The sequence below is a fragment of the Nitrospira moscoviensis genome (genome assembly GCF_001273775.1).
GTDB classification, from domain to species: Bacteria; Nitrospirota; Nitrospiria; order Nitrospirales; family Nitrospiraceae; genus Nitrospira_D; species Nitrospira_D moscoviensis.
In genome coordinates this window covers 2,320,890-2,342,913 of the sequence record NZ_CP011801.1, presented here as the reverse complement: position 1 = coordinate 2,342,913, position 22,024 = coordinate 2,320,890, and the positions used below count along the sequence as shown (strand labels likewise).

Below are 22,024 nucleotides of genomic sequence, written 5' to 3'. Positions count from 1 at the left end.
TGTTTAGGGGGAGGCGTTTTGGTACCCCAGAAGTGAGCCCATGGTACGAACGCGTGTGGAGAACGGTTGTACGGTCGAGACGCGAGGCGGTCGCATCCGGGTCCGCCGCCGTCCCGAGATTCTATGAGACCACGATCACAACAAGCTCGCCTCGTCCCACGGTGGTTTCTGGCGGCCGGCGTGCTGATCGTGTTCATGCCCGCCCTGACGCTCGTCGTCAACTATTCAGCCGTCCAACCACTGATTCTAAACAGGCTCAAGGTCGATACAGGCGTCGAAGTGGCGGCGGCCCGCCTCCATGTGTTTCCCAGGCTGACCGTCGAGTTCTGGGATATGGCCGTGCGGCCACGGCAGGGCGGACCGGCGGTGTTTCGTAGCCGGTACGGGTCCTTCACCGTGCGCTGGTGGCCGATGTTCAAGAGACGGCTGGCGATCGTCAAGGCGGTGTTGGAGGAGCCTCATCTGATCGTCGTGCAGGAGGCAAGCGGGGAGTGGCGGATTCCCCTGGCCTCCGCGACCCAGCCGCAGTCCGGGACCGGCGCCTTTACATGGGATTGGCGGCTTCCCGATCTTCAGATCCACCGAGGCATCGTGCACTTCGTGGCCGAAACGGAGAGTGCGCAGCCCCCCACAGCCGAGATCACGGAAGTTATGGCGACCATCCAGACGGACCTGTTCCGCACCGAAGCCGAGGTCTTGATGACGGCGCATGTCGGCAACGGAGGTAGACTCGACGTGTTCGGCACGCTGGCGCTCGCCCGCGTTTCGATCGGATCTTCGCCTGTCCGACAGACGCCGCACGCGCAATTCGAAGGGTCGCTCCGCCTCAGCCGCTTTGATTTCCCGTCCTGGCTCAGGGGGTCTCCGGCGAGCTTCGCAGGCGCGTCCCGGCCGGATCCGATCGATCTCTCCGCGGAGACAGTCATTCACTGGGGGCCCGCGGGGTACGATGCCACGGTCTCCCGCATCGAAGCCGGATTGGGCTGGGTCGTACTGCGTGGACAGGCGGCTGTCCGCCGGCATGGCCCGGAGCCGGCGACCTACACCGTCACCGGCTCCAGTTCTCCGGTCGGTCTGCACACTCTGCTCCGGCGCGTCCCGGCCGGTTGGGTTCCGCCAAACATCCGGTCGTCGGTGGAGGAACATGAACTGGACGGAACTCTTGAACTGGTGTCGGCGACGGTGCGCGGCCGATCGGATTCGCTGAGGGAGATGGAGTGGAATGGAGTCGCGAAATTCTCTGGAGGGCAGGGGGTATTCGGACCGGCGAGAATCCCGTTGCAGAAGGCGTCCGGCACCCTCTTCTTCGACCCCGTGCACGTCGAGGCCATGAACCTGGCCGGCCGTGTCGCCGACGTGGCGGTGGCAGACGGTGGGTTCGTTTTGTCTCACATGAATCTGGCGCCGACTCTTGACCTTCGGATGAGCGGGACGGGCCGGACCGAGACGCTGCTTTCGCTCGTCCAGACCTTCGGCGGGGCCGGTATGGAGGCGCTGCGGGACCTGAAGGGCGAGGTGCAGTTTGGGGTCCATGTTGCCGGCCCACTGGCGCCGGATGGGCACATACAGCTCGTCAAGGCGGAGGTGAAAGGGCATGATCTCGGCGGCCGCCTGCCTGGCTGGAATCTCGCTGTCGAACAGGTGGAGGGGGCGGTGGAGGTGACGCCGGGATTTGTCGAGCTCAAGCAGGTGCGGGGCCGGATCGGTCCGATCGTCTTCGATGTCCAGGGTCCCGTCGAACGCAGCGCTGCGCCGCGCCTCGACGATGTGACCGTGAACCTGTCGTCAGACGGAGCCGCCTTGGCCGCGTTTCTCTTCGAGCGCCAGTCCCTCTCGACGAGTCTGTCCGGTCTCACCCTCGACGGTCCGGTTCGGTCGTCGGTCCGGCTGTCCGGCCCTGCACAGGATCTGAGGTGGAATGGGTATATGGATCTCGGACAAGCGGAAGTTCGACTGCCGCCTGTCGTCGAAAAGCGCCGAGGCGTCGCCGCCACCGTGGAGTTCGAGGGCCGGATAGCCGGGCGTACGCGGATATCGGTGCACCGGTTTGCGGTCCGGTTGCCGTCCGTGCTTGTCGAGAGCCATGCCGATATCCGGCTGGGCGCAGAGCCCCGATTCACGGCGTCCGTCGGAATGGAACCGACGGCGCTCACCGGATTGACCGACGCCGCGTCCGGCGCGCACGTCACGGACGGATTGCTGCGCGCCTCGTTCTCCCTCAGAGGGCGGGGGCTGAATTGGCGCCGATGGACGGGTTCCGGTTGGATCGAACTGAAGCACGGCAGCCTCACGGTCGAGGGGCTACGAGATCCGTTACGCGCGGTGTCCTTTCGCCTGCTGCTGGACGGGCGCAACGCCATGATCGAGCGGCTGGCCTTCAAGATTGGCGAGAGCGACGTGAGGGTGCGCGGCCTGGTGGAGGAGTGGTTGCGCGCGCCGTCGGCGAGGCTCACGGTCGAATCTTCGAAACTCGATCTGACCAGGCTGCTTCGGATGGAGGGCGGCGACGAAAGGGGAGGATCGGCGGCCTTCAAACGGATCAGGCGGTGGACCGAACTCGGCCGGGCGGACGTGACCATGATGATCGGCCAAGCCCATTACCGGCGGCTGACGTTGCGCGCTTTGTCAGGGCGCCTGACGGCAGGCGGGGGGCGACTGGAATTGGCGCACCTGGTTGGGGAAACGCCGAAAGGCCTGCTCAAGGGACACCTGCGAGCCGACATATCCCCGGCCGGCGCCATGGATCTCCGCGGGGAGCTGGATGTGAACGGCGTCCCGGTCCATCACCTGACGGCGCTCGTCGATCCGGACGCCGACCCTGTCCGCGGGCTGTTGGCGGTCAAGGGAGCGCTGTCCGTAACGGTCGGCGGTGATTCCTCTCCGGTGAAGACTTTGCGAACGCTCGATCCGCTGCGTCTTCGCATCGACGAAGGTCGGGTCATCCATGGAACGGTGCTGCCCAAGGTGCTGAAGGTTCTCAATCTCCCGGCCTTGCTCAAGGACCGCGTGGATCTGGATCATGGCGGCATTCCGTTCGATCGGGTGTCCGCCACCGTGACGGCGGAGAATGGTCTCCTGCGCTCGGAGAATATCGTGTTCGACAGTCCCGTGGTCGAAATCAGTGCAGCCGGTACGTTGGATATGGCCGCCGATGAATTGGATCTCGCGCTCGCCGTGAGCCCGCTCGAGGCCTATGCCGATCTGGTGGAGAACATACCGTTGTTCGGGACGCTGTTCGCCGGAGACCGGCCGGGCCTGACCACCGCTCTCTTCGAGGTCAAAGGACCCCGGAACGATCCCGACGTGCGGTACCTGCCCATTGAATCGATCGCCGCGGGGTTGACCGGCTACCCGCGCCTGGCCGTCGACGTGTTGATGAACGCGGTCACGCTTCCGCAGAAGTTGCTGGAGCCCCTGGCTCCCTGAGAAGGGGGAAGGCCGCGGCTGTGTTCTTAGGCCAACACCTGTGGTGTTTGTACGCCGGGGCAAGGCGCTCGGTCACCAAGGGCGGATCGGTCGCGAAGGGCGGCAAAGACCAGACGGGAGAAAGAGTTGCTCCGCTATTGCAGGCTCAGGGTCCGCTCAGGTTTTCCTCTTGCTTCTCGCGGACGATTGCCTGACTCTTGGCACCGCCGATGCGGGCGGCGGGTCATCGACGAAGGAGGCTTGCCATGCTCGTCCGTTAAGTTCCATTGTTCCGGCTCAAGTCATCGCGCTCGGTGCAGCCCCGGATGTCCTTGTTCCCAGCCGACCTGCGCCTGCGGTGAGCTGTCATCAAACCTGAAGGGAGATTGCGATGCGACACCACATCTGTCTTGCCGCGATGCTTGTTTCACTGCTGGCCTCCGGCTGCGTCAGCACGGAGACCCATACCAAGACGCTCGAAGAACTGGAGGCCTTAAAAAAATCTTCGGCGGGAGAGCTGGAGCGCGCGAAGAGGCAAGCCGACGCGCTCGTTAAGGCGCTGGAAGACGAGAAGGCGAAGCTGGCGCAGGAATTGTCCGCCGAACAGGCGGCCGGTAGCCGGACACGGCAGGCCTTGGTGACGTCCAACGAAAATCTGGACCGCGCCTTGGCGGGCCAACGCCGGCTGGAAGAAGAAGCCAAGAAGCTTGAGGAAGAAGCCCGGCAGGCTCAGATCACGGCCGGGGAGTTGCGGCGGGAACGGGATCTGCTCCGCGTCAAGTCCGATGACCTGGAGCGGAAGCTTGAGACCGCCCGACAGGAATCCGCGGCGGCGGCTAAAGCGGTTGACGACGCCAACAAGCAGATGGCCGCGCTGGAGAAAGAGAAGACGGCGATCGCCGCGGCCTTGGCAGACGCCGAGAATAGGGCGCGGGATCTCACGGCCAAACTGGAGGCCGAGCAGAACAAGGTGGCCGCGCTGCAGCAGGACAAGCAGCGGCTGATGGGCGGGACGACGACGGCTCAGGAGGAAATCGCCCGCTTGCAGAAACGGGCGGGGGAGTTGGAAACCGACGCGGCGCGCGCGAAGGATCTGGAAAGACGGCTGTCCGAGCGCGATCAGCTGATCGGCACGTTGCGCCAAGAGGCGGCGGACCGGAATGTCATTGCCGCCAAAGCCGCCTTGCTGGCCGAGGATCAGGAAAAAACCAAGCAGCGCGTGGCCGCGCTCACGAACGAGTTGGCGGCGCTCGGTGAGGAGGCCTCCCGCTTGAAGCAGGAGCGTGAGCAGCTTGCAGCGAAGCTGGAAGAGGCGGCCCGCGTGAAACAGGAGCGGGAGCAACTCGCGGCGAATCTGGAAGAGGCACGGCGGCGGCTCAAGGCCGAAGAGGCGGAGAAGGCCAGACTGGAGCAGGAACGGGCCGCCAAGGAAGCGGAAATCCAGCGCTTGACGAAGACCCATGACGACCTGGCCAAGTCGCTGCAGGACGAAATCGCGAAGGGCGACATCAAGCTGAAACAGGTCCGGGACCGGCTCACCATCAACATGGTGGACCGGGTCTTGTTCGATTCCGGTCAGGCCCAGGTGAAGCCTGCCGGCCTCAAGGTGCTGAAGCAGGTCAGCGACGTGCTCAAGAAGGTGGCGGACAAGCAAATCCGTATCGAAGGCCATACCGACAACGTGCCGATCGGCGTGAAGCTGCGCGAGAAGTTCGCGACGAACTGGGAACTGTCGACGGCGCGGGCGACGAGCGTCGTGCGCTACCTCATCGAGGAAGGCGGGATCGATCGCACCATGATCTCCGCGGGCGGCTACGCCGATACGAGACCGGTCGAATCCAATGACACCGAAGCGGGTAAATCCAGCAATCGGCGCATCGAAATCGTGTTGTATCCCAAGGATTTGGCCGAGATCGTGAACGCCGACCGCTAGGCTGCCAAGGAGCTATGTGGCGATTGATGGGGCAAAGGGCTGTTTCCCCGCACGGCGGCAAGCCTGTGAGGGCTTGCCCGGCCGGTGGGTCAGCAGCCTGGCGCTTATGCTTCTCGCCGGCTGTGCGCTCACGCAGGAGGTATCCAGGACGCCGCGCAGCGCCATCGAGCAGTTGCTCCTGAGTCACGCGGTCGAGCGGGCTTTGGAGAACCTCGCGGTGCCGTTGCCCGAAGGCGAGTCGGTTCGAGTGGAAGTGAGCGGATTGCAGACGGACCGCGCGCATCTGCATCTGGACGACCAGGACGAGTCATTCGGCGTGATTGACAGTCCTTCCTGGGATCTGGGGTTCGTCCGTGATGCGATGGCAGGCCGATTGGGCGAACTCGGGTATCGTGTGCGCAGGCGGGGTGAGGAGGCGACGTATCTCGTCCGCGTGATGGTCCACGCCATGGGCACCAATCAAGGAAAGACGTTTTTCGGCATCCCGGCCATCCAAAGCGTCATCATTCCCTTTGCGCTGCCCCAGTTGACGCTCTACGCGGAACAGGACCAGCTCGCCCACGTGCGGTTGCATCTGGAACTATTCGAGATGTCCACCGGTCGTTTCGTCCGGTCGACGCCGTGGGTTACGGGAAGCACCTACCACAATCAGTATACGGTGTTCTTTTTCTTCACCTTCAGGACGACGGACTTGCCGGAGGCGCCGTAGACTCCGGACCTTGGCCCCACCGACTACGATGGTGCTGGAACAGCTGCATGCGAACGGCGTGCTCGTACGAACGCGGCGGCGGACGCCTCGGAGCCGACACGGTGAGGTAGACATGCTGACGGGCAGTGTGGTTTCAGGGATGTGGCCCCGTTCTCCGCGCTCGGGCGCTCGTTTCCGGATCGTTGCAGCCTGATCTGTGGAAGACAGGACCACCTCCACTTGATCTCCGGGTTTCAGCAGGGGATCCACCACCACGGTCCCTTTGTTGAGGGAGAACAACGTGCTTGTGCCGTCGGATGCCTCCACGACAACTAGGTCCGCTGTCACCATGGTGGCCTGGCCCTGAAGCCGCGTGGGCGTCTTGACGGCGTCCTGCTCGGAACATGCGGAGACGAGCTGTGTCGCGACGCAGACGAGGACCGCGGCGATGAGCCGTGAGCCTGTCGTACGGGGCGAAGCGCCGGGCGTGCGAGAGGGCATTGGTCGTCGGCTTACTCGCATTCAGGGACGGCGGCTTTGTCCAATGGGCGCACATGCAGATTCAACCGGGGGCCGGGTCCGCCGTCGAGGACGGGCCGGCGCAGATCCCATACTTCTTTGAGGCACGGCCGGCAGAAGGACAAATGCCAGTCCCGATAATCGCGGCCGGAGTCGCCGTCATACAGCGTGTGCCACTCGGCGCGGGACAGACAGGGATAGTGCGGCGGTTCGCTTTTTCTGTAGTGCGTCTGCAATCTGTGCAGGAGCTGCGCGGCGTCTTGTTCGAAGCGCGCGGGATGGCGCCGCTGTTGCTCGGCGATGTCCTCCAGGTCCTCTTCCTTGAGCCCCTCTTCTTCGATCATTACGGACCAGCCGTTGGTGCGCCATCGCATGTAGTTTTTGTAGACGCGCTGGCTCTCCGCCGGACCCAATGCCAGGATTTTTGAGACGTGAATCTGCCCCATTCCGTAGAGATGGTAGAAGAGGGCGGTCATGGCATCCCGGCTGTGCACGGCGCGCGACAGCAGTCGATCGAGGAATCGGCCGAGCGGAGACCCAAGGTGTTCCTGAAGCGAACAGGAATGCGGTTGGCTGTAATGTTTGAAGAGGAAGCTGTCGAGGAGGTGAACCGGGCGGCACGGAACTTCCTGCCGCGCCCTTTCCAGGAAGCGCTCCACCAATTCGTATCCCCACCGCTGCGCCAGCTTGGCATGGGCGACGTCGTTTTCCCAATGTCCCGTGGTACGGAAGAACTGTCTGGTATGAATGATGGCGCGCTCCAGGAGTTGCGGTAAGAGCGTGGCCCCATACTCTTCCAACTCCGAGCCGTTCGACACCACCCGATAGAGGTCCGGATTTCCCACAGATACCTGCCCGCACTGCACGAGCAAATCCTGTACCACTGCGGCGTGGGCGAAGACGGCTCAAAAGAAGGCCCCGTAAGGAAAACCTATGTGCGGAGGGTTGCTTCGCACGGTGCGAAGCGGGGCGGAAGAGCGGCTCAACGGCTGGCGTGGCGGCTGCGTTCGGCTAGTCCGGCTTTTCTATGCCGTATTTTTCCAATAAGCGGTTCAAAGCCCACCGGCTGATTCCGAGCGTTTCCGCCGTGTGGTTCTTGTTGCCCGAAGTCTGTGCCAGCGCTGCGACAACCTGCTCTCGGCTGATGGCGGCGGCCTTTCTTCTGGCCGCGGCCAACGAGCCGTCCTCGCGCCCGGCACCTTCCTCGGCGCCGAGAGACCGCAGCGCGTCCGGTAGATCGTTTTCAGAAATGATCGGGCTGTTCGCCAAGGCCGTGGTTCGTTCGATCACATGCTCCAGCTCACGGACGTTGCCCGGCCAGTCATACTGCCGGAGTCGGGCCAAGGCCCCGTCGGTCAGCGCGCGGATGTCCTTATCCTTGCCGTACCGGGTGAGGAACAGTTCCGTCAACAAGGGGATGTCTTCCTTGCGTTCCCGTAGCGGGGGAACTTCGATGGTGATCGTCTTTAACCGGTACAGGAGATCCTCGCGAAAGGCGCCCTCCTTGACCATGCCTTCCAGGCTGCGACGGGACGCCGAGATGACCCGCAGATCCAACGGGATGGTGGTATTGCTGCCGACCCGTCTGATTTCGCCCTCTTGAAGCACGCGGAGGAGTTTGGCTTGTCCGGCGGGCGTCAGATCGCCGATCTCGTCGAGGAATACCGTGCCGCCGCTCGATTCCTCCAGCAGGCCGCGCCGCGGCTGCTCGGCGCCCGTGAAGGCGCCCCTGACATGTCCGAAGAGCTCGCTTTCCAGTAGGGTGTCTGGGATGCCGGCGCAATTGATCGCGACGAACGGACCTTCAGCCCGCCCGCTGTTGTCGTGCAAGGCGCGGGCGATCAACTCTTTCCCGGTCCCGGTCTCGCCGTAGATCAACACCGAAGCCCGGGTGTGGGCCGCCTTCCCGATCAGCTTGAAAATCTCCACCATCGCCCGGCTCTGCGCGACGATCGAGCCGGCGCGCACGCGGCGGTCGAAGGCGGACTTGAGCCTCTTGTTCTCCCGGACCAATCGCCCGTGTTCCGCCGCTCGCTCGACGACGACCAGCAACTCCTCCAGATTGATGGGCTTCGTGAGATAGTCGAATGCGCCGTGCTTCATGGCGTGAATGGCGGTGTCCAGCGAACCGAACGCGGTGAGCAGCACGACCGGCGTGTCGGGAAACTGCTTCCGAAACCACTTGAGCAGCTCGAGGCCCGACATCGCCCCCATCTGGATGTCGGACACGATGAGCCCGAAATCCTGCGCCGCCGCCTTTTCACAGGCTTCTTCTCCGCTGATCGCCGTCGTCGGCCGGTAGCCCGCCTTGCTCAAGGCTTCCGCGAGCAGGTCACGGTTGTCCCGATCGTCGTCGACAAGGAGAATGGACACGGGCGTCTGGGTCATGGATTACCGTTCGTCCGTCCAGACCGGAAGATCCACGATGAAGGTCGAGCCTTTGCCCGGCGCGCTGGTCACCAAGAGCCGCCCTCCCGCGGAGGCCACCACACGCCGGCAGACGGCCAGGCCGAGGCCGGTTCCCCCCTCGTCATGGCGCGTCGTAAAGAACGGCTCGCAGAGCTTATCCATCGCGTGGTCGGGAATGCCGACTCCCGAATCCTGAACGCGCAATCGTACCATGGGAGTGGTCGGGGACGCCGATTTCACGAGCACGTGGGCCTCGCGCTCCTCCGTCTCGGCCATCTCCGTCGTGAGCCGCAGCTCCCCGCGATAGCCCATCGCCTGCGCCGCGTTCGTGATCAGATTCAGGATCAGTCCGTGGAGGGAGGTCTTGTTCGCCGCAATGGGCGGGAGTTCCGGCGCGAGGGAGGCGATCATCCGGACGTCCGGCGCCTGGAGCAGCGCCGCCGCCTCGCCGACCACCTCGTTCAGATCCACGGCAGCCGGCCGGCCGTCGACGCGCGTCGACTTGAGGATATGCTGGATTACGTCGCTCATGCGCGCGACCTGCGCCTTGATGACGTCCAGGTGGCGTACGCTTTCATCGGGCAGCGCCGAGCTCTTCATGAGCTGCAGGCGGCCATACATGGCGTTCAGCGGATTGCCGAGCTCATGGGCCATGATGGCCGACATCTCTCCGAGCGCGGCTAGATTGCTGTTCCGTTGGGCCGCCAGCTGCGCGGCCGCGACGTTGTCCTTTTCTCTGTCCAGCTCGAGGACGGCTTGAGCCACCCGCTTTTCCAGATGCTCGTTCCACCCTTGTACTTCCTTCATCAGCGTTTCCTTCTCGCTCATGGCGGCGCGCAGCTGCGCCATCATTTGATTGAAGTTGTCCGCCAGACGGCGAATTTCCAGCGGTCCGCTCATCGGCGCTTCCAGCTCGATGCGCCCGGATCGAACCTGCTCCATCGTGCCGAGCAGCCGGGCGATGGGCCGGTGCAGTTGAATGCGCACGAGCAGGAGCATGGTCAACGAGGTCACGACCACGGCGGCGACGGCGACCTGCTTGGCGACTTGTTCCTGGGCCTCGATCAATTGGTCGTATTTCGACACGGAAAAACGGCCGCGCAGCGCGCCCACGACCGTCCCATCCGCCTCGATCGGGACGGTGAACACCCAGAGCCTGTCCGTGCCCGCTCCCTCGAAGTCCGACAACACCTTGTTGGCGAGGAGCTGTCGAATGTCGCCGGCGGACAGCTCCCGGTCCGGGCCGCCGTGCCCCGTCCGTATCACGGACTTTGCGGTCCCCGATGCAAACTCCATGAGCTCAAGCGCCCGAATGCCGGGCCGCAGGTGCTGAATATCCGCCAGGAGCGGTTTCATGCGCCGGCTATTGTGCAGATCCTCGCGCCGAGTGATGCTGCGGCTGACGGCCGAGGCGGCGAGCAGGAATTCCGCCTGGCGGTTCCGAGCGGCGGCGGCTTCGATGACGCGCCGATTCAGCGTGTGGACCGTGGCCAGGGCCAGCGCCACCAGAACGATCCCGGCCATAAGCATGGATACGACAATGGCATTGAACAATCTGAGCCTGTTCATCGGTCAACCATTGAATCCGGACTGATGGAAGGCACCATCCTACCTCGGGCGGGGCGGCAAGAGGAATGGGCGGGTGAAGTCCTCGACAGGCCGGCCGGGTTTCGGCGGCGTCCAGGGCCGCGCGGGAAGAGCAGATCCCTCAGTACTTTTGCTTGGACGGCGTCCCGACCGGGAAGTTGTACGGCGCGGCTTTGACGGGAGTGCCGTCCGCCAGGCCCGCTTTGCCGACCACGACAACGTCTTCACGGCCGGTCAAGCCTTCGACGATCTCCACCGCGACTCCGTCGTCCAGCCCCGTCTTAATCGGCACCCGGCGGACCGCCTGGTTCTCGACCACCAGGACGGAGGCCCCCTGCCCGGCGGCGGCCGGCACGACGGCGGAACCGGGAAGGGTCAACGCATTCGGGTGGTGCTGAAGGAAAATCTTGACATTGACGAACATCCCCGGCTGGAAGCGGTCCTCCTGGTTCGGCAGATCGATCTCGACGAGCAACGTTCGGGTGGCGGGATCGATCGAGGCGGTCGTGCGGGTGACGGCGGCGCGGACGTCCTTGTCCGGCGCATCCTTCAGATGCAACACCACCGGAGTGCCGGGTTTGGCGTACGCCGCCGCTTCCTGCGGGACGCTGGCATACACCCGCACCCTGTCCAAATCCATGATGGTATAGAGCGGCGCCGTTTGAGTGGCCGAGTTGATGGCGGATTGGATGAGCGCTCCGGGGTCGGCAAAGCGCGCCGTGATGACGCCGGAAAACGGCGCATACACTTTGGTATAGCCGAGCATGGTGCGGCGGGTGTCCGCCAGGTGCTTGGCCGCCTTGGCTTCGGCTTCGGCCACGTCGACATCCTGCTTGGCGATGACGTCGGCGTTCTCCTTCCAGACGTTGGAAAGACGCCGCGCCGTCACGCGCTTGATCTCATACTGCGCCTCAGCCTGTTCGTACTGCTCCTTGATTTCCGGCGCATCAATGACCGCCAACAGTTGACCCTTCGTAACCCGGTCTCCCTTGTCCGCTTTCATGGCCGTCAAATAGCCCGACACTTTGGCGTAGAGTGTCGCCTGCGCCCAGGGCGAAATATTGGCCGGCAGGCTCAGCGTTTCTGCGATGTCCCGCCGTTGCGGCTTGACGACCTGCACCGCGTGCGGCTCACCCACGACCGTCGCGTTCTCGGTGGAGTGGGGGAGGCGGTCCGGATGATTCGTCGTGGCCTCCGTGTCCGGTTCTCTCGTGAGGACGAAGGCCAGGAGGCCCATGCCGATTGCCCCGATTCCGGTTAGACCGATGATCTTCATAGCGGTGCGCCTCCTTCCGATGGCCTGACGAGGAATGGCCGCGGGTCCGTCACGCGGCCTCCTCTGGAGCCATATGTCGCCCCCGCCGCGTGCCGGCGTGCAGGACCGGAATGAAAAACAGCGTCATCACGGTGGACACCAGGAGCCCTCCGATGACGGCGCGGGCCAACGGCATGTTGGCCTCGCTGCCTTCTCCCAGTCCGAGCGCCATCGGCGTGAGGCCAAGGATCGTCGCCAGCGACGTCATGATGATGGGGCGAATGCGCAGCCGACCGGCTTCGACGACGGCCTCCTCGGCCGATAAGCCGTCCAGCATGCGGCGATTGGCGAAATCGACCAGCAGCACGCTGTTCGAGACGACGACGCCGATCATCATCAGCGTCCCGATGAGGGACTGCACGTTCACCGAGGTATTGGTGAGCAACAACATCGCGATCACGCCGATGAACCCCAGCGGCACGGCAAACATGATGACGAGGGGATCGAGGTACGAGCGGAACAGCCCGACCATGACGAGATAGATCAACACCATGGCCAGCGGCAGCACGCCCGCAAACCCTTTCAGCGCGGCCCGCATGCCGTCCACTTCGCCCTTCATCAGCAGCTTCACGTCCTCCGGGAGGTGCACGCCGGCGAGGGCCGATTCGATGCGCCCGGCGATGCGCCCCAGATCGTTGCCGGCCACGTTGGTCAGCACATCCACGGTGCGCTGGAGATTGTAGTGGTCGATGACCTCCGGCCCGGTCTGGCGTTTGACGTCCACCAGCTCGCGCAGCAGGATCGGCGTGGCGGACGCCGATCCGCCCTGCGGACGCGCCGGCTGCTGGGAGAAGGGGGCTTGCTGCAGCGCCATCGTACTGCCCCGGTTGAGCGTCGTGACGGCATTGGCCGTCAGGCCGCGATCGGCATTCGTGCCTACGAGCGGGGTGTTGAGAAAGTCTTCGAACGTGACCAAGGACTGTTCCGGATACTGCGCGACGACGAAGTAGGCGTTATTGGACTTGGGATCGATCCAGTAGCCGGGGCTCAACTGGAGATTGGAGCTCAAACCGGTGGTGAAGTCCGTCACGATCTGGCGCTGGTTGAGGCCCATGTACGACGCTTTTTCCCGATCGACCTCCAGCCGCAGCTCGGGATACTCCATGCCCTGCTTGACCTGCACGTCGGTGGTGCCCGGCACCCGGGCCGCCACCTCTTTGATGCGCGCGGCCGCGTCGGCGACGGTCTTGAGGTTGGGCCCGCTGACTTTGATGTCGATCGGAGCGGGCAGGCCGAAATTGATGACGTCGCTGACGATGCCGCCGGTCTGGAACGAAAACTTCAGTCCCGGCCATTGCTCCAGGAACCGTTTCCGCAGCCGGTCGATGATCACGTCCGTCCGTTCCCGGTGGCCGGCCGCCAAGCTGACCATCACGAAAGCTTGGTGCGGTCCGTTGACGGGCGTGAACATCACCATCCATCCTTGGGGCAGGCCGATGTTGGCGACGATCTGATCCAGGTCCCCGGCCCGGATTTCCTGACGCAGGATGTCTTCGATCTGCGCGACGAGGGCCTCCGTGTTTTCGACGCGCGTGCCCTCCGGGGCGGCGACATTGAGGATGAATTGGCCCGCATCGACTTTCGGAAAGAATTCGGTCGCCAACCGGGGCGCGAGCAGCATGGAGCCCGTGAAGATGCCGGCGACCGCGAGCATGACGAATATCTTATGGCGCAGACACCACCGCAAGAGCCGCTCGTACCGGTCTGTGAATCGGGCGAAGAGGCGGTCGAACAGGCGCGCGTCGGATCCCGAATGGTGCGCATGGGCGGCGGATTGGGGCGTCAGCGCGACGATCGCCACGGGGGCGACGGTCATCGAGGCGAGATAGGCCGCGATCATGGCATAGGCGACGGCCAACGCGAGCGGAATGAACAGGAACTTGACGATCCCGGTAAAAAAGACGATCGGCAAGTAGACGATCAGGGTGCTGATCATCGCGACCAGCATGGGCAGCGCCACTTCTCGCACACCGTCGCCGGCCGCTTGGTGCAGCGTTTTCCCCAACCCCAGATGCCGGTGAACATTCTCGAGAACCACGATGTTGTCGTCGAGCAGCGTGCCGATGACCAGCGCCAGCCCGCCGAGGGTCATCAGATTGACCGTCTGTCCGGTGAAGTAGAGCAGGACGAACGCCGCGAGCACTGAGATCGGAATCGCGAGCGCGATGACGATGGTGTAGCGGACACTGCCGAGAAACACCAGAATCATCAGGCAGGCCAGCCCTCCGCCCAGCAAGCCCTCATGTTCGAGCGTCTTGATCGCCTGGCGCACGTACAGCGATTGGTCGAAGATCAGCTTGACGGAGAGATCCTTGGGGAGGCCGAGCAATTTCGGCAGCGCCTCTTTGACTCCGTCGATCACCTGCAGCGTGTTGGCCCCGGCCTGCTTGAGGATCGGCAAGTAGACGGAACGGTTGCCGTTGATGCGCACGATGTTCGACTGGACCATGGTGGAATCGACCGCCCGTCCCACCTCCGCCAAGGTGACCGGCACGCCGTTCACCACTTTGATGGGGATCTGATTCATGTCTTCGACGAGCTTGATCATGCTGTTGGTATAGACGTTGTAATCGAAGCCGCCGATTTTGACGTTTCCGGCCGGCAGCAGGAGGCTTTGCGCATTCACCGCGCTCACGACTTCGTTGATGGAGAGGCCGCGTGCGAGCATGCGCTCCTGGTCGAGAAACACGGTGATCTGACGGACCGTCCCGCCGAAGCTGGGCGCGACGAAGATGCCCGGAACGCTCCCGAGCTGCGGGCGTACGGTGAAGTAGGCGAGATCGCGCACCTCCTTTTCCGTGCGGCTCTCGCTGTCGACGGTGAGCGTGCCGATCGGCAGGCTGGCCGCTCCGAACTTGATGATGATCGGCGGAAAGACGCCCTGCGGCAGGTAGCGCAGGGCGGAATACGTCAAGCTCGTGATCTCCGCCATGGCGTCGTTGACGTTATAAGAGGATTGGAAATAGACCTTGATGAGGCTCACCCCCGGCAGCGATTTCGACTCGATATGCTCGACGTAGGATGCTTGGAGGAACAGCTGTTCCAGGCGCAAGGTGATGGCCCCCTCGATTTCGGACGGCCCCATGCCTTTGTAAAACGTCGCGACGGCGACCACGGGCAAATTGATTTCCGGGAAGACATCCACCACCATGTTCTGGAAGGAGACGACCCCCAGAATCACCACGATGACGCTGATCGCCACGACCGCATAGGGATTCTTGAGCGCGCTCTGGATCATCGACTCGATTCTCCCAAAACTCGCCGGCGATGCAAGAGAAACAGGCCATTGGCGGCCTCGGATGTCATATGACCTGCTCGCAGGGAAGCACGAACACGCGCAAGGGGATCTTGGCTCCATGCTGCTTGCGCGATAGGGCGTCGCGAAAGACGGTGAGCCTCTCGATGACGTCCCGGGCCTGCTCGTCTTCCAGCGCGGAGAGAATGAGTGAGTTGAAACCCGGCTGTTGGAGGGTATCTGCGGCCCGTCCCGCTTCGCCGATTCCGAGCACTTTTGGCGCTTCGGTGAACGCTTTCAAATTGAGCTCCTGCAACAATTCTCCAATATCCTCGTCCAGCGACTGCCGAAAAATGACCAACAGCATCTTCATGGGCGTACCTGGCGGCGATGGAAGGATGTACGAGAACGGGCGGACATCAGAGGCTAGCACGGAGGACTGTGTGTGTCCTCGTTCGTGGCGCGATCCCTTCGCGGCTTTTCAAGGGTCTCCTTGCGCCACCGGGCGTATTCGATTTGGAGCATGAGCAGGCAATTTTCTATCGCCAACTGTTCACTTTCCGCCAACGCGGGACGCTTGCGGAGGAAGGTCCGCAGATCGAGCGCGATCTGTTTCAGATCCTTCAGTGCTTTCGGCTCCTTCTCGCGCATGCCGGTGTCCTCACCGCCTGCACCCCTGCATACCCGCGGAGGCTCTGGATGACAGCATGGCCGACCTGATTCGGGATCGCCATCGCCGAATGGCTGGGGGCAGGCAAGGAGCCATAGTCGACCCGATACTACGCAAGCGAGATGCCTGTCTCTGAAATCTGAAGTCTTTGATATGTCGTAGCTTCAGGACCAGCCAGCGATGTGCGAAAGAGTGCGGAGATCGTTTCGATGATGCGCGGAAGAGCGGCTCCTCCGTCAACGGCTTACTGCGTCATCCGTCGCCGCATCGGCTGGTGTGCCTGCGGGAGGGCACTTCCACCGCAGACAGCAGAGACGCGTCCAGAGCCGACCCCACCAACCGGTGCTGCGGAAGGACTGTCCGGGATCGACCGTCTCGAACTGGAGCCCCAGTTGATTCTCGTGCGGCCCAGACGATCCGGAAACCCGGCGCGGGGCCGCCTCGCCTGAGTCTGCGGCGGCCGGTGCGTCGGACGTTGCGCCGGTTCTCGGTCGCCGGCCCGGACCGGGAACCGAATCGGAGCACTTCACCGAGCTTCGACGGTTCGCACCGCCTTCACGATTTTGGCCTGCCGGATCTTATCGAGAAAGCGGTCCGGAGATTCGACGGGATGGACGATTTCCACGGCTTGCCATCCGTCCGTCACGGTGCCCTTGCGGCCCTGCACCTCGCGCACCAGGCGCTCGATGCTGTCTTCGCTCGTACCCTCCTGAAACGTCACCCAGAACAACAGCGGTTGCGCCCCCTGCGGCCGGCGGCCCTCGGCGATCTGCGTGGTCGGCGGCTCATCCTTGCGCTGGGCGAGGTCCTCGCTGCCGGCCTTCGACGGAGTGACTTTCGAGACGTCGATGCCGGCGGCTTTCAACCGCTGCTTCAGCTCCTGATTGCTGCGCTCCAAATCGAGCCGTTCCTTGCTGAGGCGGTCGTTGGCGATGGTGAGACTGTGGATCTCCGCCTGCAGTTCCTCCTGGGCGTTTTGCGCCCGGCTGATCAACAGGCGGGACATGCGGTCGACCTCGCGGCCCACCCCCTTGTCCCGTTTCTCGATTTCGCGCTGCACGGTCACGACGCCGCTCGCGACGCTTTCCTGCGCCGCCGACAGCTTGGCGATGGTTCGTTGCAACTGCGTCATGTTTTGCTGCTGGGTCTGCATCGTGTCGATCGCTTTGGCCTGCATCTGCATGAGATCGGTCAGCCGGTGCTCCAGTTTCTCCACTTCGGCGAGCGGCGCGACCCAGGGAGCCTGCGCCGGCGTGAGGGAGGGCGGCGTCCGGTCGGCGGTGGTCCATCCCGTCCACCGATCTGTCGCCACGCCGACCAACACCAGGGCGACCAGGGCTTGGGTAAACGCCATCGTCCTCATGCCCGGTAGGTACGCGGGCGCGGGCTGCCAGGCTCGATCCTGATCCCGTCGGCCCAGAAAGCCGCGCACTCTATCCCAGAGCGGCGCGGCCGGCGAGAAGACGGCGTTGACCGTGCCGCCCTCCGCATGGGTGCGGACGTCGAGATCGATGGCCTCACGTCCCAGCGCAATATGGGCGGTCTTAAATCCGTGCTCCGGCGCGCACAGTCCTCCCAGCAAGATGCCGTCCTCCGAGCGGATCTGAACGGTATGGATGCGGGTGGCATGCTGCACATGCAACGTGGCGGCGCGTCCGGTCCCGTCCAATTCTCCGACCCGTTGTTCGTTGATGAAGAGGTGAAGCGGATGCGTGGCGCGGCGTCCGGGGCGGCGGATTGCCGTCTCGACGTTCTTCAGCACATGCGAGCGATAGTCCGAGAGGTTGTTCTGATCCATGGCGTTGAACCCTCCGTTCATGGGTGAATCCGAACATCCACCCGGGGTTTCTCAATTGTGGCGACGCGGGCATCGCCGATGTCCCACGCGGCGTGCAGACAATCCACACAGAGCGCCAGGTGCCAGACGCGATAGTCCGTGCCGTACCCCTGCGCGAACATGTCGCGCCATTCTACATCGGACAAACAGGGGTAATGATCCGGTTCGCTCTTGCGATAGTGCGTTTGCGCAAAGCGAATCAGGCGCTCGGCGTCATGATTGAAACGATGGCGGTGATGCGCCTGCTGGCGCTGAAATTCGGCGATGTCGTCGGCCGTGAGGCCGAGGTCGTCCATCGTCCGTTGCCAACCGGAATCCCGCCACCGTTGGAAGTTCTTGTAGATGCGCTGACTTTCCGGGCCCGTCATGCCCAACAGCGCAATGACCTGTCCGGGCCCCAGTCCATAACAGTGATGGTACAGGGCGATGAGCGCGTCGCGGCTGACGGCCGCACGGGCGAGCAGGCCGTCGATCAGCCGGCCGAGCGGCGTGAGCAGGTCCGGATGGTAGCAAAACGGCTCCGGCTGGCTGTGTTGCTTGGCGACCAGCGAGTCCAAGAGGAACAGGGGCCGGCACGGCACTTCGCTCCGGCCGCAGACGAGGAACCGTTCCAGATACTCCGCCCCCCAGCGCAGCACGAACTTTTCATGCGCGACGTCGTCGCTCCATTGACCGGTTTCCCGAAGAAATCGTTTCGTATAGCTCGTCGCCCGATCGAGGAGCTCCGGCAGGGCCTGCGCCACCACGCGATCGAATTCCTCGGCCGTCGTCACGACGCGATCCAGCCGGGTCACGGCCACGGATTGTTCAGACGTGCTCGGGGCTTTAGGCAATGTGCCGATCATGCGCGCGTGGATCATTGTGCCCCTAAACGCCCCGCAGCGCATTGGACAAATGAGGCGGAGGGGAGGGCAAATTTGTCCATTGTTCGTAGGGGCCTCTCCTGATACAAGCCAGAGGACGGTCGTGCATGGGGCACGATCGGCGGTAATCGGTTCCCTTTCATATTTTTCATGGAGGCTCTCATGAAACGGTTCAGCATGATGGTGGCATTGGCGGCATTCGTCGGCGCCGGCGCGATGGCGACGGTCGCAATGGCGGACGAGGACAAGAAGGAAGAGAAGAAGGGCGGCCATGTCGTGGCGCAGATGAGCGATGACAAGAAGGACGAGAAGAAGGACAAGGGCGGGCACGTCGTGTTCAGCGACGACAAGAAGGACGAGCACAAGGACAAAGGCGGGAAGTAAGCCGGTCCAGAGGGGCGCGGCGGACCGCCGCGCCCCTCACCCACGATCAGATAACTGGTTTCGACGCCCCCGGTGCCCACGCCCTGCTCCGTCCTCCGCTGTCAACCCGTCTGCTGCGCCCTCTTCGATTGCTCGATATCGGCCGCCTCCGGCGTGCGGTCCATCCGATGGACCAGAAACCGGATGACGTCTTCGACTTCGCCTTGATGGTCCACATAGAACTCCGCCTGCGACTCGGCGACATGGCCGACGCGGATGCCCATGATCACGCCTCTGGGCAGCGCGAAGACTTCCTCGTCCGCTCCGTCATCACCGATATAGAACAAGCCGGTGAGGCCGAGGCGTCTCATGAGCGTGAATGCCGCCGCCCCCTTGCCTCCATGCGCGGCCGGCAGCGCATTGACGCAGGCATGGCCGAACGTCAGCCGGGGCCTGGGCGTCAGGCTGTTCAACAGGACCGTGAGCGCCAGCCGGACTTCTGTCGGCTTCGTGGCGCCGCGATAATGCAGGGTGAGGGTGTAGCGCTTGTCTTCGAGTTCCACGCCATGATGGGCCAGAGCCGGGCCGGCGTCCCCGGTCAACGCGCGCTTCCAGGCGACACAGGCGTCCTCAGCCAGGCGGAGATCGGCCGGCGTGGTGAGAGGACTTTCGAGACCATGGTTGCCGACCACGTGCCGAACGGCTCCGTTGATCCTGGGGCTGAGATCGCTCAACGAGCGGCCGGAAATGACGGCGCAAGGCGCCCGTTTCCTCAGTTCCGTCAACCATTCATGCACGGAGTGGGAAAGGCGCACCCCTCCGCGGTCCGGCGAGAGGGCGGCCAGCGTGCCGTCGAAATCGAAGCCGTAGAGGATGGGTTGCGTCACCAGGCTGCGCAGCTTGCGCCGCCCTTCCGGCGAGAGCGCGTGGTGCCGGATCATGCGCTGCCTCCGGTGATCACCCGCATGTCTGGTTCTCCGACTTCTCGGATCAGGCGGGCGCGCTGCCGCATGCGCGCCGCGTCCATCAGCATGCGACCGGCCCAGCGATAGACGTTGAACTCCTGCACGACGCCGCGCATGCTCCGCATCCGCGCACGCTGCTCCACGGCCGGCATCGTCAGCGCCAGGTGCAGGGCGGCGGCGCACTGGTCGATGTGGTAAGGATTGACGATGAGCGCTTCCGGCAACTCGCAGGCGGCGCCGGTGAATTGGCTCAAAATCAGCACGCCCTGGTCGTCGTCGCGCGCCGCCACGAATTCCTTCGCCACCAGATTCATGCCGTCATGCAGGCTGCTGACGAAGCAGCAATCCGCGCCGCGGTAGTACGTCATGAGATCGGCGGGACTGTGATGCTCGACGAGGAGCACGATCGGCTGATAGCCCGTGTAGCCGAACCGCGCATTGATCCGATCGGCGAGGGCCCGGACCTCCTCCGAGAACCGCCGGTATTGCTCGATGATCGAGCGGCTCGGCGCGGCGATCTGGATGAACGTGAAGCGGCCGATCCATTCCGGTTGCAGCTCCAAGAGCCGTTCGACAGCCAGGAACCGTTCGAGAATGCCCTTCGTGTAGTCCAGCCGCTCCACCCCGAGGGCGATGCGATGCTCCGGTTTGAGTCGGTGCAAGGTACGGATCTGTGTCCGGCAGTCCGGCACCGAGGGGTGGGCGCGCAGGGGGCCGCTCGGCCACTCGATGGAAATCGGGTAGTGGTGCACCGCCGTCAGCTTGCCGCCGTGTGAAATGGTCGACGTGTCCCGGTCGATGCGGGATTCGAGCAGGCGGTCCACGCTGTCGATGAAGTTGCTGCAATGGAAGCGGGTGTGAAACCCCAAAATGCTGCTGCCCAAGAGCCCTTCCAGGATCTCACGATGCCAGGGGCAAATCGCATACCGTTCGGAGTTCGGCCAGGGAATGTGCCAGAAGGTGATGATGGTGGCGTTGGCCAGATGGTCGCGGATGATCTTCGGCGCGAGCGCCAGGTGATAATCCTGGACCAGCACGACCGGGTTGTCCGTCTTGGCCTCTTCGATGACGGCCATCGCGAACCGCTCGTTGATCTCCTTGTAGTGCCGCCAATCCTGCGACCGGAAGACCGGGCGTACGTGGGCGAGATGGCAGAGCGGCCAGAGCCCTTCGTTGGCGAAGCCGTAGTAATAGCCGGTTTCTTCTTCGGCCTTCATCCAAATGCGCCGGATGGCGTAGGCCGGGCGCTCCGGCGGCACGCGGACATGGCCGCGCGCGTCCACGGTGTCACGGTCGGCCGATCCGCTCCCATGGGCGATCCAGACGCCGGAGCAGGCCCGCATGATGGGCTCCAGCGCCGTCACGAGGCCGCTGGCCGGGACTTGGACTTCCACCCGGTCTTCCTTCCAATTGTGAATGTAGGGCTCGCGATTGGAGAGAATGATGATTTCGTCGCCGGCCAGGTAGTCGTGCAGGATCCTCTTCAGCGCCAGCGGCGTCCAGGTCATCTGACTTTCGTCCCGCAGGCGCTTTTCGGATTCGAGCTGATGGATCAGCGCCCGGAGGTCTTTGGCGACGGGCTGGAGCTCCGGGGCGTGCCGGTGATTGCCGAGCAGGCTCAAGAGACCTTCCCCGCGCAACATCGACTGGACGCCGCTGACCCAGCCCTTCCAACTCAAGTGGGCCACCATGACGGTGACCAGCGAGATGACCGCGCCGATGACGGCGAACAGGTAGAACAGGTACCACTTGGTGTCGCTGCTGCGGCGCTGGACCCAGCTCATGTCGTGCACGAGCATCAAGCGCCCGAGCGCGCGCCCGTCCGCTTGCATCTCGACGGCCGACACGTGGACGGCTCCCTGCGGCAGTTGGAGGACTGTCGTTCGGTCGGGTTTGACCGTCGCGGTGCCGCTGCAGGGAATGGAATCCGGGTAGGTTTGCGTTTTGTACAGGAGCTTGTTGTCCCGGTCGCAGAATCCGATCGCAAAGAGCCGTTCGTCTTGGGTGAGCCGATGAAAGTACTGCACGAGCTTCGCTTTCGATTCGGTCGACAACAGGTCGGCCAGCGGGCCTTCGATCGTATTGGCGATCAGGCGGGAACGGATTTCCAGATCGCGGACAAACCACTTCAGCGTCAGGGTATCGACGAGCGGGATCACGGCGTACGCCAACCCGGCCAGCACGAGTGCCAGCGGGAGAATGAACCGAAGGGACAAGCGCATAGATCACCTCACG

The 22,024-nt window shown here is 63.7% G+C and carries 15 protein-coding genes; 4 read left to right on the top strand and 11 right to left on the bottom strand.

Features of this window, described 5'->3' with window-relative positions; translation table 11 throughout:
* The first annotated feature begins 123 nt into the window (after positions 1-123).
* The 3 genes from NITMOv2_RS11590 to NITMOv2_RS11580 all read left to right on the top strand — a co-directional run bounded on the left by NITMOv2_RS11590 (position 124) and on the right by NITMOv2_RS11580 (position 6,047).
* The gene (locus NITMOv2_RS11590; protein ID WP_145976290.1) at positions 124-3,426 is read left to right on the top strand and encodes an AsmA-like C-terminal domain-containing protein; all 3,303 of its coding nucleotides are present in this window, start codon (positions 124-126) and stop codon (positions 3,424-3,426) included.
* A 370-nt stretch (positions 3,427-3,796) separates the two neighbouring features.
* Positions 3,797-5,338, top strand: coding sequence for an OmpA family protein (locus NITMOv2_RS11585; RefSeq protein WP_053380014.1), 1,542 nt, complete (start codon positions 3,797-3,799; stop codon positions 5,336-5,338).
* Positions 5,339-5,354: 16 nt separating this feature from the next.
* Positions 5,355-6,047 (top strand): hypothetical protein, encoded by a 693-nt coding sequence (locus NITMOv2_RS11580; RefSeq protein WP_145976289.1) that lies wholly within the window; start codon positions 5,355-5,357, stop codon positions 6,045-6,047.
* A gap of 491 nt (positions 6,048-6,538) precedes the next feature.
* Here NITMOv2_RS11580 and NITMOv2_RS11575 read toward each other — a convergent pair whose 3' ends face one another.
* From NITMOv2_RS11575 to NITMOv2_RS11535, 9 genes are all read right to left on the bottom strand, one after another.
* Positions 6,539-7,390 (bottom strand): hypothetical protein, encoded by an 852-nt coding sequence (locus NITMOv2_RS11575; RefSeq protein WP_053380012.1) that lies wholly within the window; start codon positions 7,388-7,390, stop codon positions 6,539-6,541.
* Between the two features lie 166 nt (positions 7,391-7,556).
* Positions 7,557-8,933 (bottom strand): sigma-54-dependent transcriptional regulator, encoded by a 1,377-nt coding sequence (locus NITMOv2_RS11570; protein WP_053380011.1) that lies wholly within the window; start codon positions 8,931-8,933, stop codon positions 7,557-7,559.
* A 3-nt stretch (positions 8,934-8,936) separates the two neighbouring features.
* The gene (locus NITMOv2_RS11565) at positions 8,937-10,523 is read right to left on the bottom strand and encodes a sensor histidine kinase (protein ID WP_053380010.1); all 1,587 of its coding nucleotides are present in this window, start codon (positions 10,521-10,523) and stop codon (positions 8,937-8,939) included.
* A gap of 139 nt (positions 10,524-10,662) precedes the next feature.
* A complete protein-coding gene (locus NITMOv2_RS11560; RefSeq protein ID WP_053380009.1) occupies positions 10,663-11,817 on the bottom strand; it encodes an efflux RND transporter periplasmic adaptor subunit in 1,155 nt (384 codons plus the stop codon).
* Positions 11,818-11,866: 49 nt separating this feature from the next.
* Positions 11,867-15,094: an efflux RND transporter permease subunit gene (locus NITMOv2_RS11555; protein WP_053380008.1), complete on the bottom strand. Its 3,228-nt coding sequence runs from the start codon at positions 15,092-15,094 to the stop codon at positions 11,867-11,869.
* Between the two features lie 64 nt (positions 15,095-15,158).
* Complete coding sequence (locus NITMOv2_RS11550) at positions 15,159-15,464, bottom strand: PG0541 family transporter-associated protein (protein WP_145976288.1); 306 nt, start codon at positions 15,462-15,464, stop codon at positions 15,159-15,161.
* 53 nt (positions 15,465-15,517) lie between these two features.
* Entirely contained in the window at positions 15,518-15,742 is a 225-nt protein-coding gene (locus NITMOv2_RS11545) for a hypothetical protein (RefSeq protein WP_053380006.1), read from the bottom strand.
* A gap of 545 nt (positions 15,743-16,287) precedes the next feature.
* Positions 16,288-17,580, bottom strand: coding sequence for a hypothetical protein (locus NITMOv2_RS11540; RefSeq protein WP_053380005.1), 1,293 nt, complete (start codon positions 17,578-17,580; stop codon positions 16,288-16,290).
* A complete protein-coding gene (locus tag NITMOv2_RS11535; protein ID WP_053380004.1) occupies positions 17,577-18,443 on the bottom strand; it encodes a hypothetical protein in 867 nt (288 codons plus the stop codon). The genes NITMOv2_RS11540 and NITMOv2_RS11535 overlap by 4 nt, the downstream gene beginning before the upstream one ends.
* 180 nt (positions 18,444-18,623) lie before the next feature.
* Here NITMOv2_RS11535 and NITMOv2_RS11530 point away from each other — a divergent pair, with 180 nt between their 5' ends.
* Positions 18,624-18,845: a hypothetical protein gene (locus tag NITMOv2_RS11530; RefSeq protein ID WP_053380003.1), complete on the top strand. Its 222-nt coding sequence runs from the start codon at positions 18,624-18,626 to the stop codon at positions 18,843-18,845.
* Positions 18,846-18,946: 101 nt separating this feature from the next.
* Here NITMOv2_RS11530 and NITMOv2_RS11525 read toward each other — a convergent pair whose 3' ends face one another.
* Positions 18,947-19,765, bottom strand: a complete 819-nt coding sequence (locus NITMOv2_RS11525) for a trehalose-phosphatase (protein ID WP_053380002.1) — start codon at positions 19,763-19,765, stop codon at positions 18,947-18,949.
* The gene (locus tag NITMOv2_RS11520; protein ID WP_053380001.1) at positions 19,762-22,011 is read right to left on the bottom strand and encodes an alpha,alpha-trehalose-phosphate synthase (UDP-forming); all 2,250 of its coding nucleotides are present in this window, start codon (positions 22,009-22,011) and stop codon (positions 19,762-19,764) included. Before NITMOv2_RS11520 ends, NITMOv2_RS11525 begins: the two co-directional genes overlap by 4 nt.
* Between the last annotated feature and the right edge of the window lie 13 nt (positions 22,012-22,024).

Bases quoted from the DNA above. Each gene is read 5' to 3' on its own strand.
- NITMOv2_RS11590 (WP_145976290.1), top strand. From the start codon at position 124: ATGAGACCACGATCACAACAAGCTCGCCTCGTCCCACGGTGGTTTCTG.
- NITMOv2_RS11585 (WP_053380014.1), top strand. From the start codon at position 3,797: ATGCGACACCACATCTGTCTTGCCGCGATGCTTGTTTCACTGCTGGCC.
- NITMOv2_RS11570 (WP_053380011.1), bottom strand. From the start codon at position 8,933: ATGACCCAGACGCCCGTGTCCATTCTCCTTGTCGACGACGATCGGGAC.
- NITMOv2_RS11565 (WP_053380010.1), bottom strand. From the start codon at position 10,523: ATGAACAGGCTCAGATTGTTCAATGCCATTGTCGTATCCATGCTTATG.
- NITMOv2_RS11560 (WP_053380009.1), bottom strand. From the start codon at position 11,817: ATGAAGATCATCGGTCTAACCGGAATCGGGGCAATCGGCATGGGCCTC.
- NITMOv2_RS11555 (WP_053380008.1), bottom strand. From the start codon at position 15,094: ATGATCCAGAGCGCGCTCAAGAATCCCTATGCGGTCGTGGCGATCAGC.
- NITMOv2_RS11550 (WP_145976288.1), bottom strand. From the start codon at position 15,464: ATGAAGATGCTGTTGGTCATTTTTCGGCAGTCGCTGGACGAGGATATT.
- NITMOv2_RS11545 (WP_053380006.1), bottom strand. From the start codon at position 15,742: ATGCGCGAGAAGGAGCCGAAAGCACTGAAGGATCTGAAACAGATCGCG.
- NITMOv2_RS11540 (WP_053380005.1), bottom strand. From the start codon at position 17,580: ATGAACGGAGGGTTCAACGCCATGGATCAGAACAACCTCTCGGACTAT.
- NITMOv2_RS11535 (WP_053380004.1), bottom strand. From the start codon at position 18,443: ATGATCGGCACATTGCCTAAAGCCCCGAGCACGTCTGAACAATCCGTG.
- NITMOv2_RS11530 (WP_053380003.1), top strand. From the start codon at position 18,624: ATGAAACGGTTCAGCATGATGGTGGCATTGGCGGCATTCGTCGGCGCC.
- NITMOv2_RS11525 (WP_053380002.1), bottom strand. From the start codon at position 19,765: ATGATCCGGCACCACGCGCTCTCGCCGGAAGGGCGGCGCAAGCTGCGC.
- NITMOv2_RS11520 (WP_053380001.1), bottom strand. From the start codon at position 22,011: ATGCGCTTGTCCCTTCGGTTCATTCTCCCGCTGGCACTCGTGCTGGCC.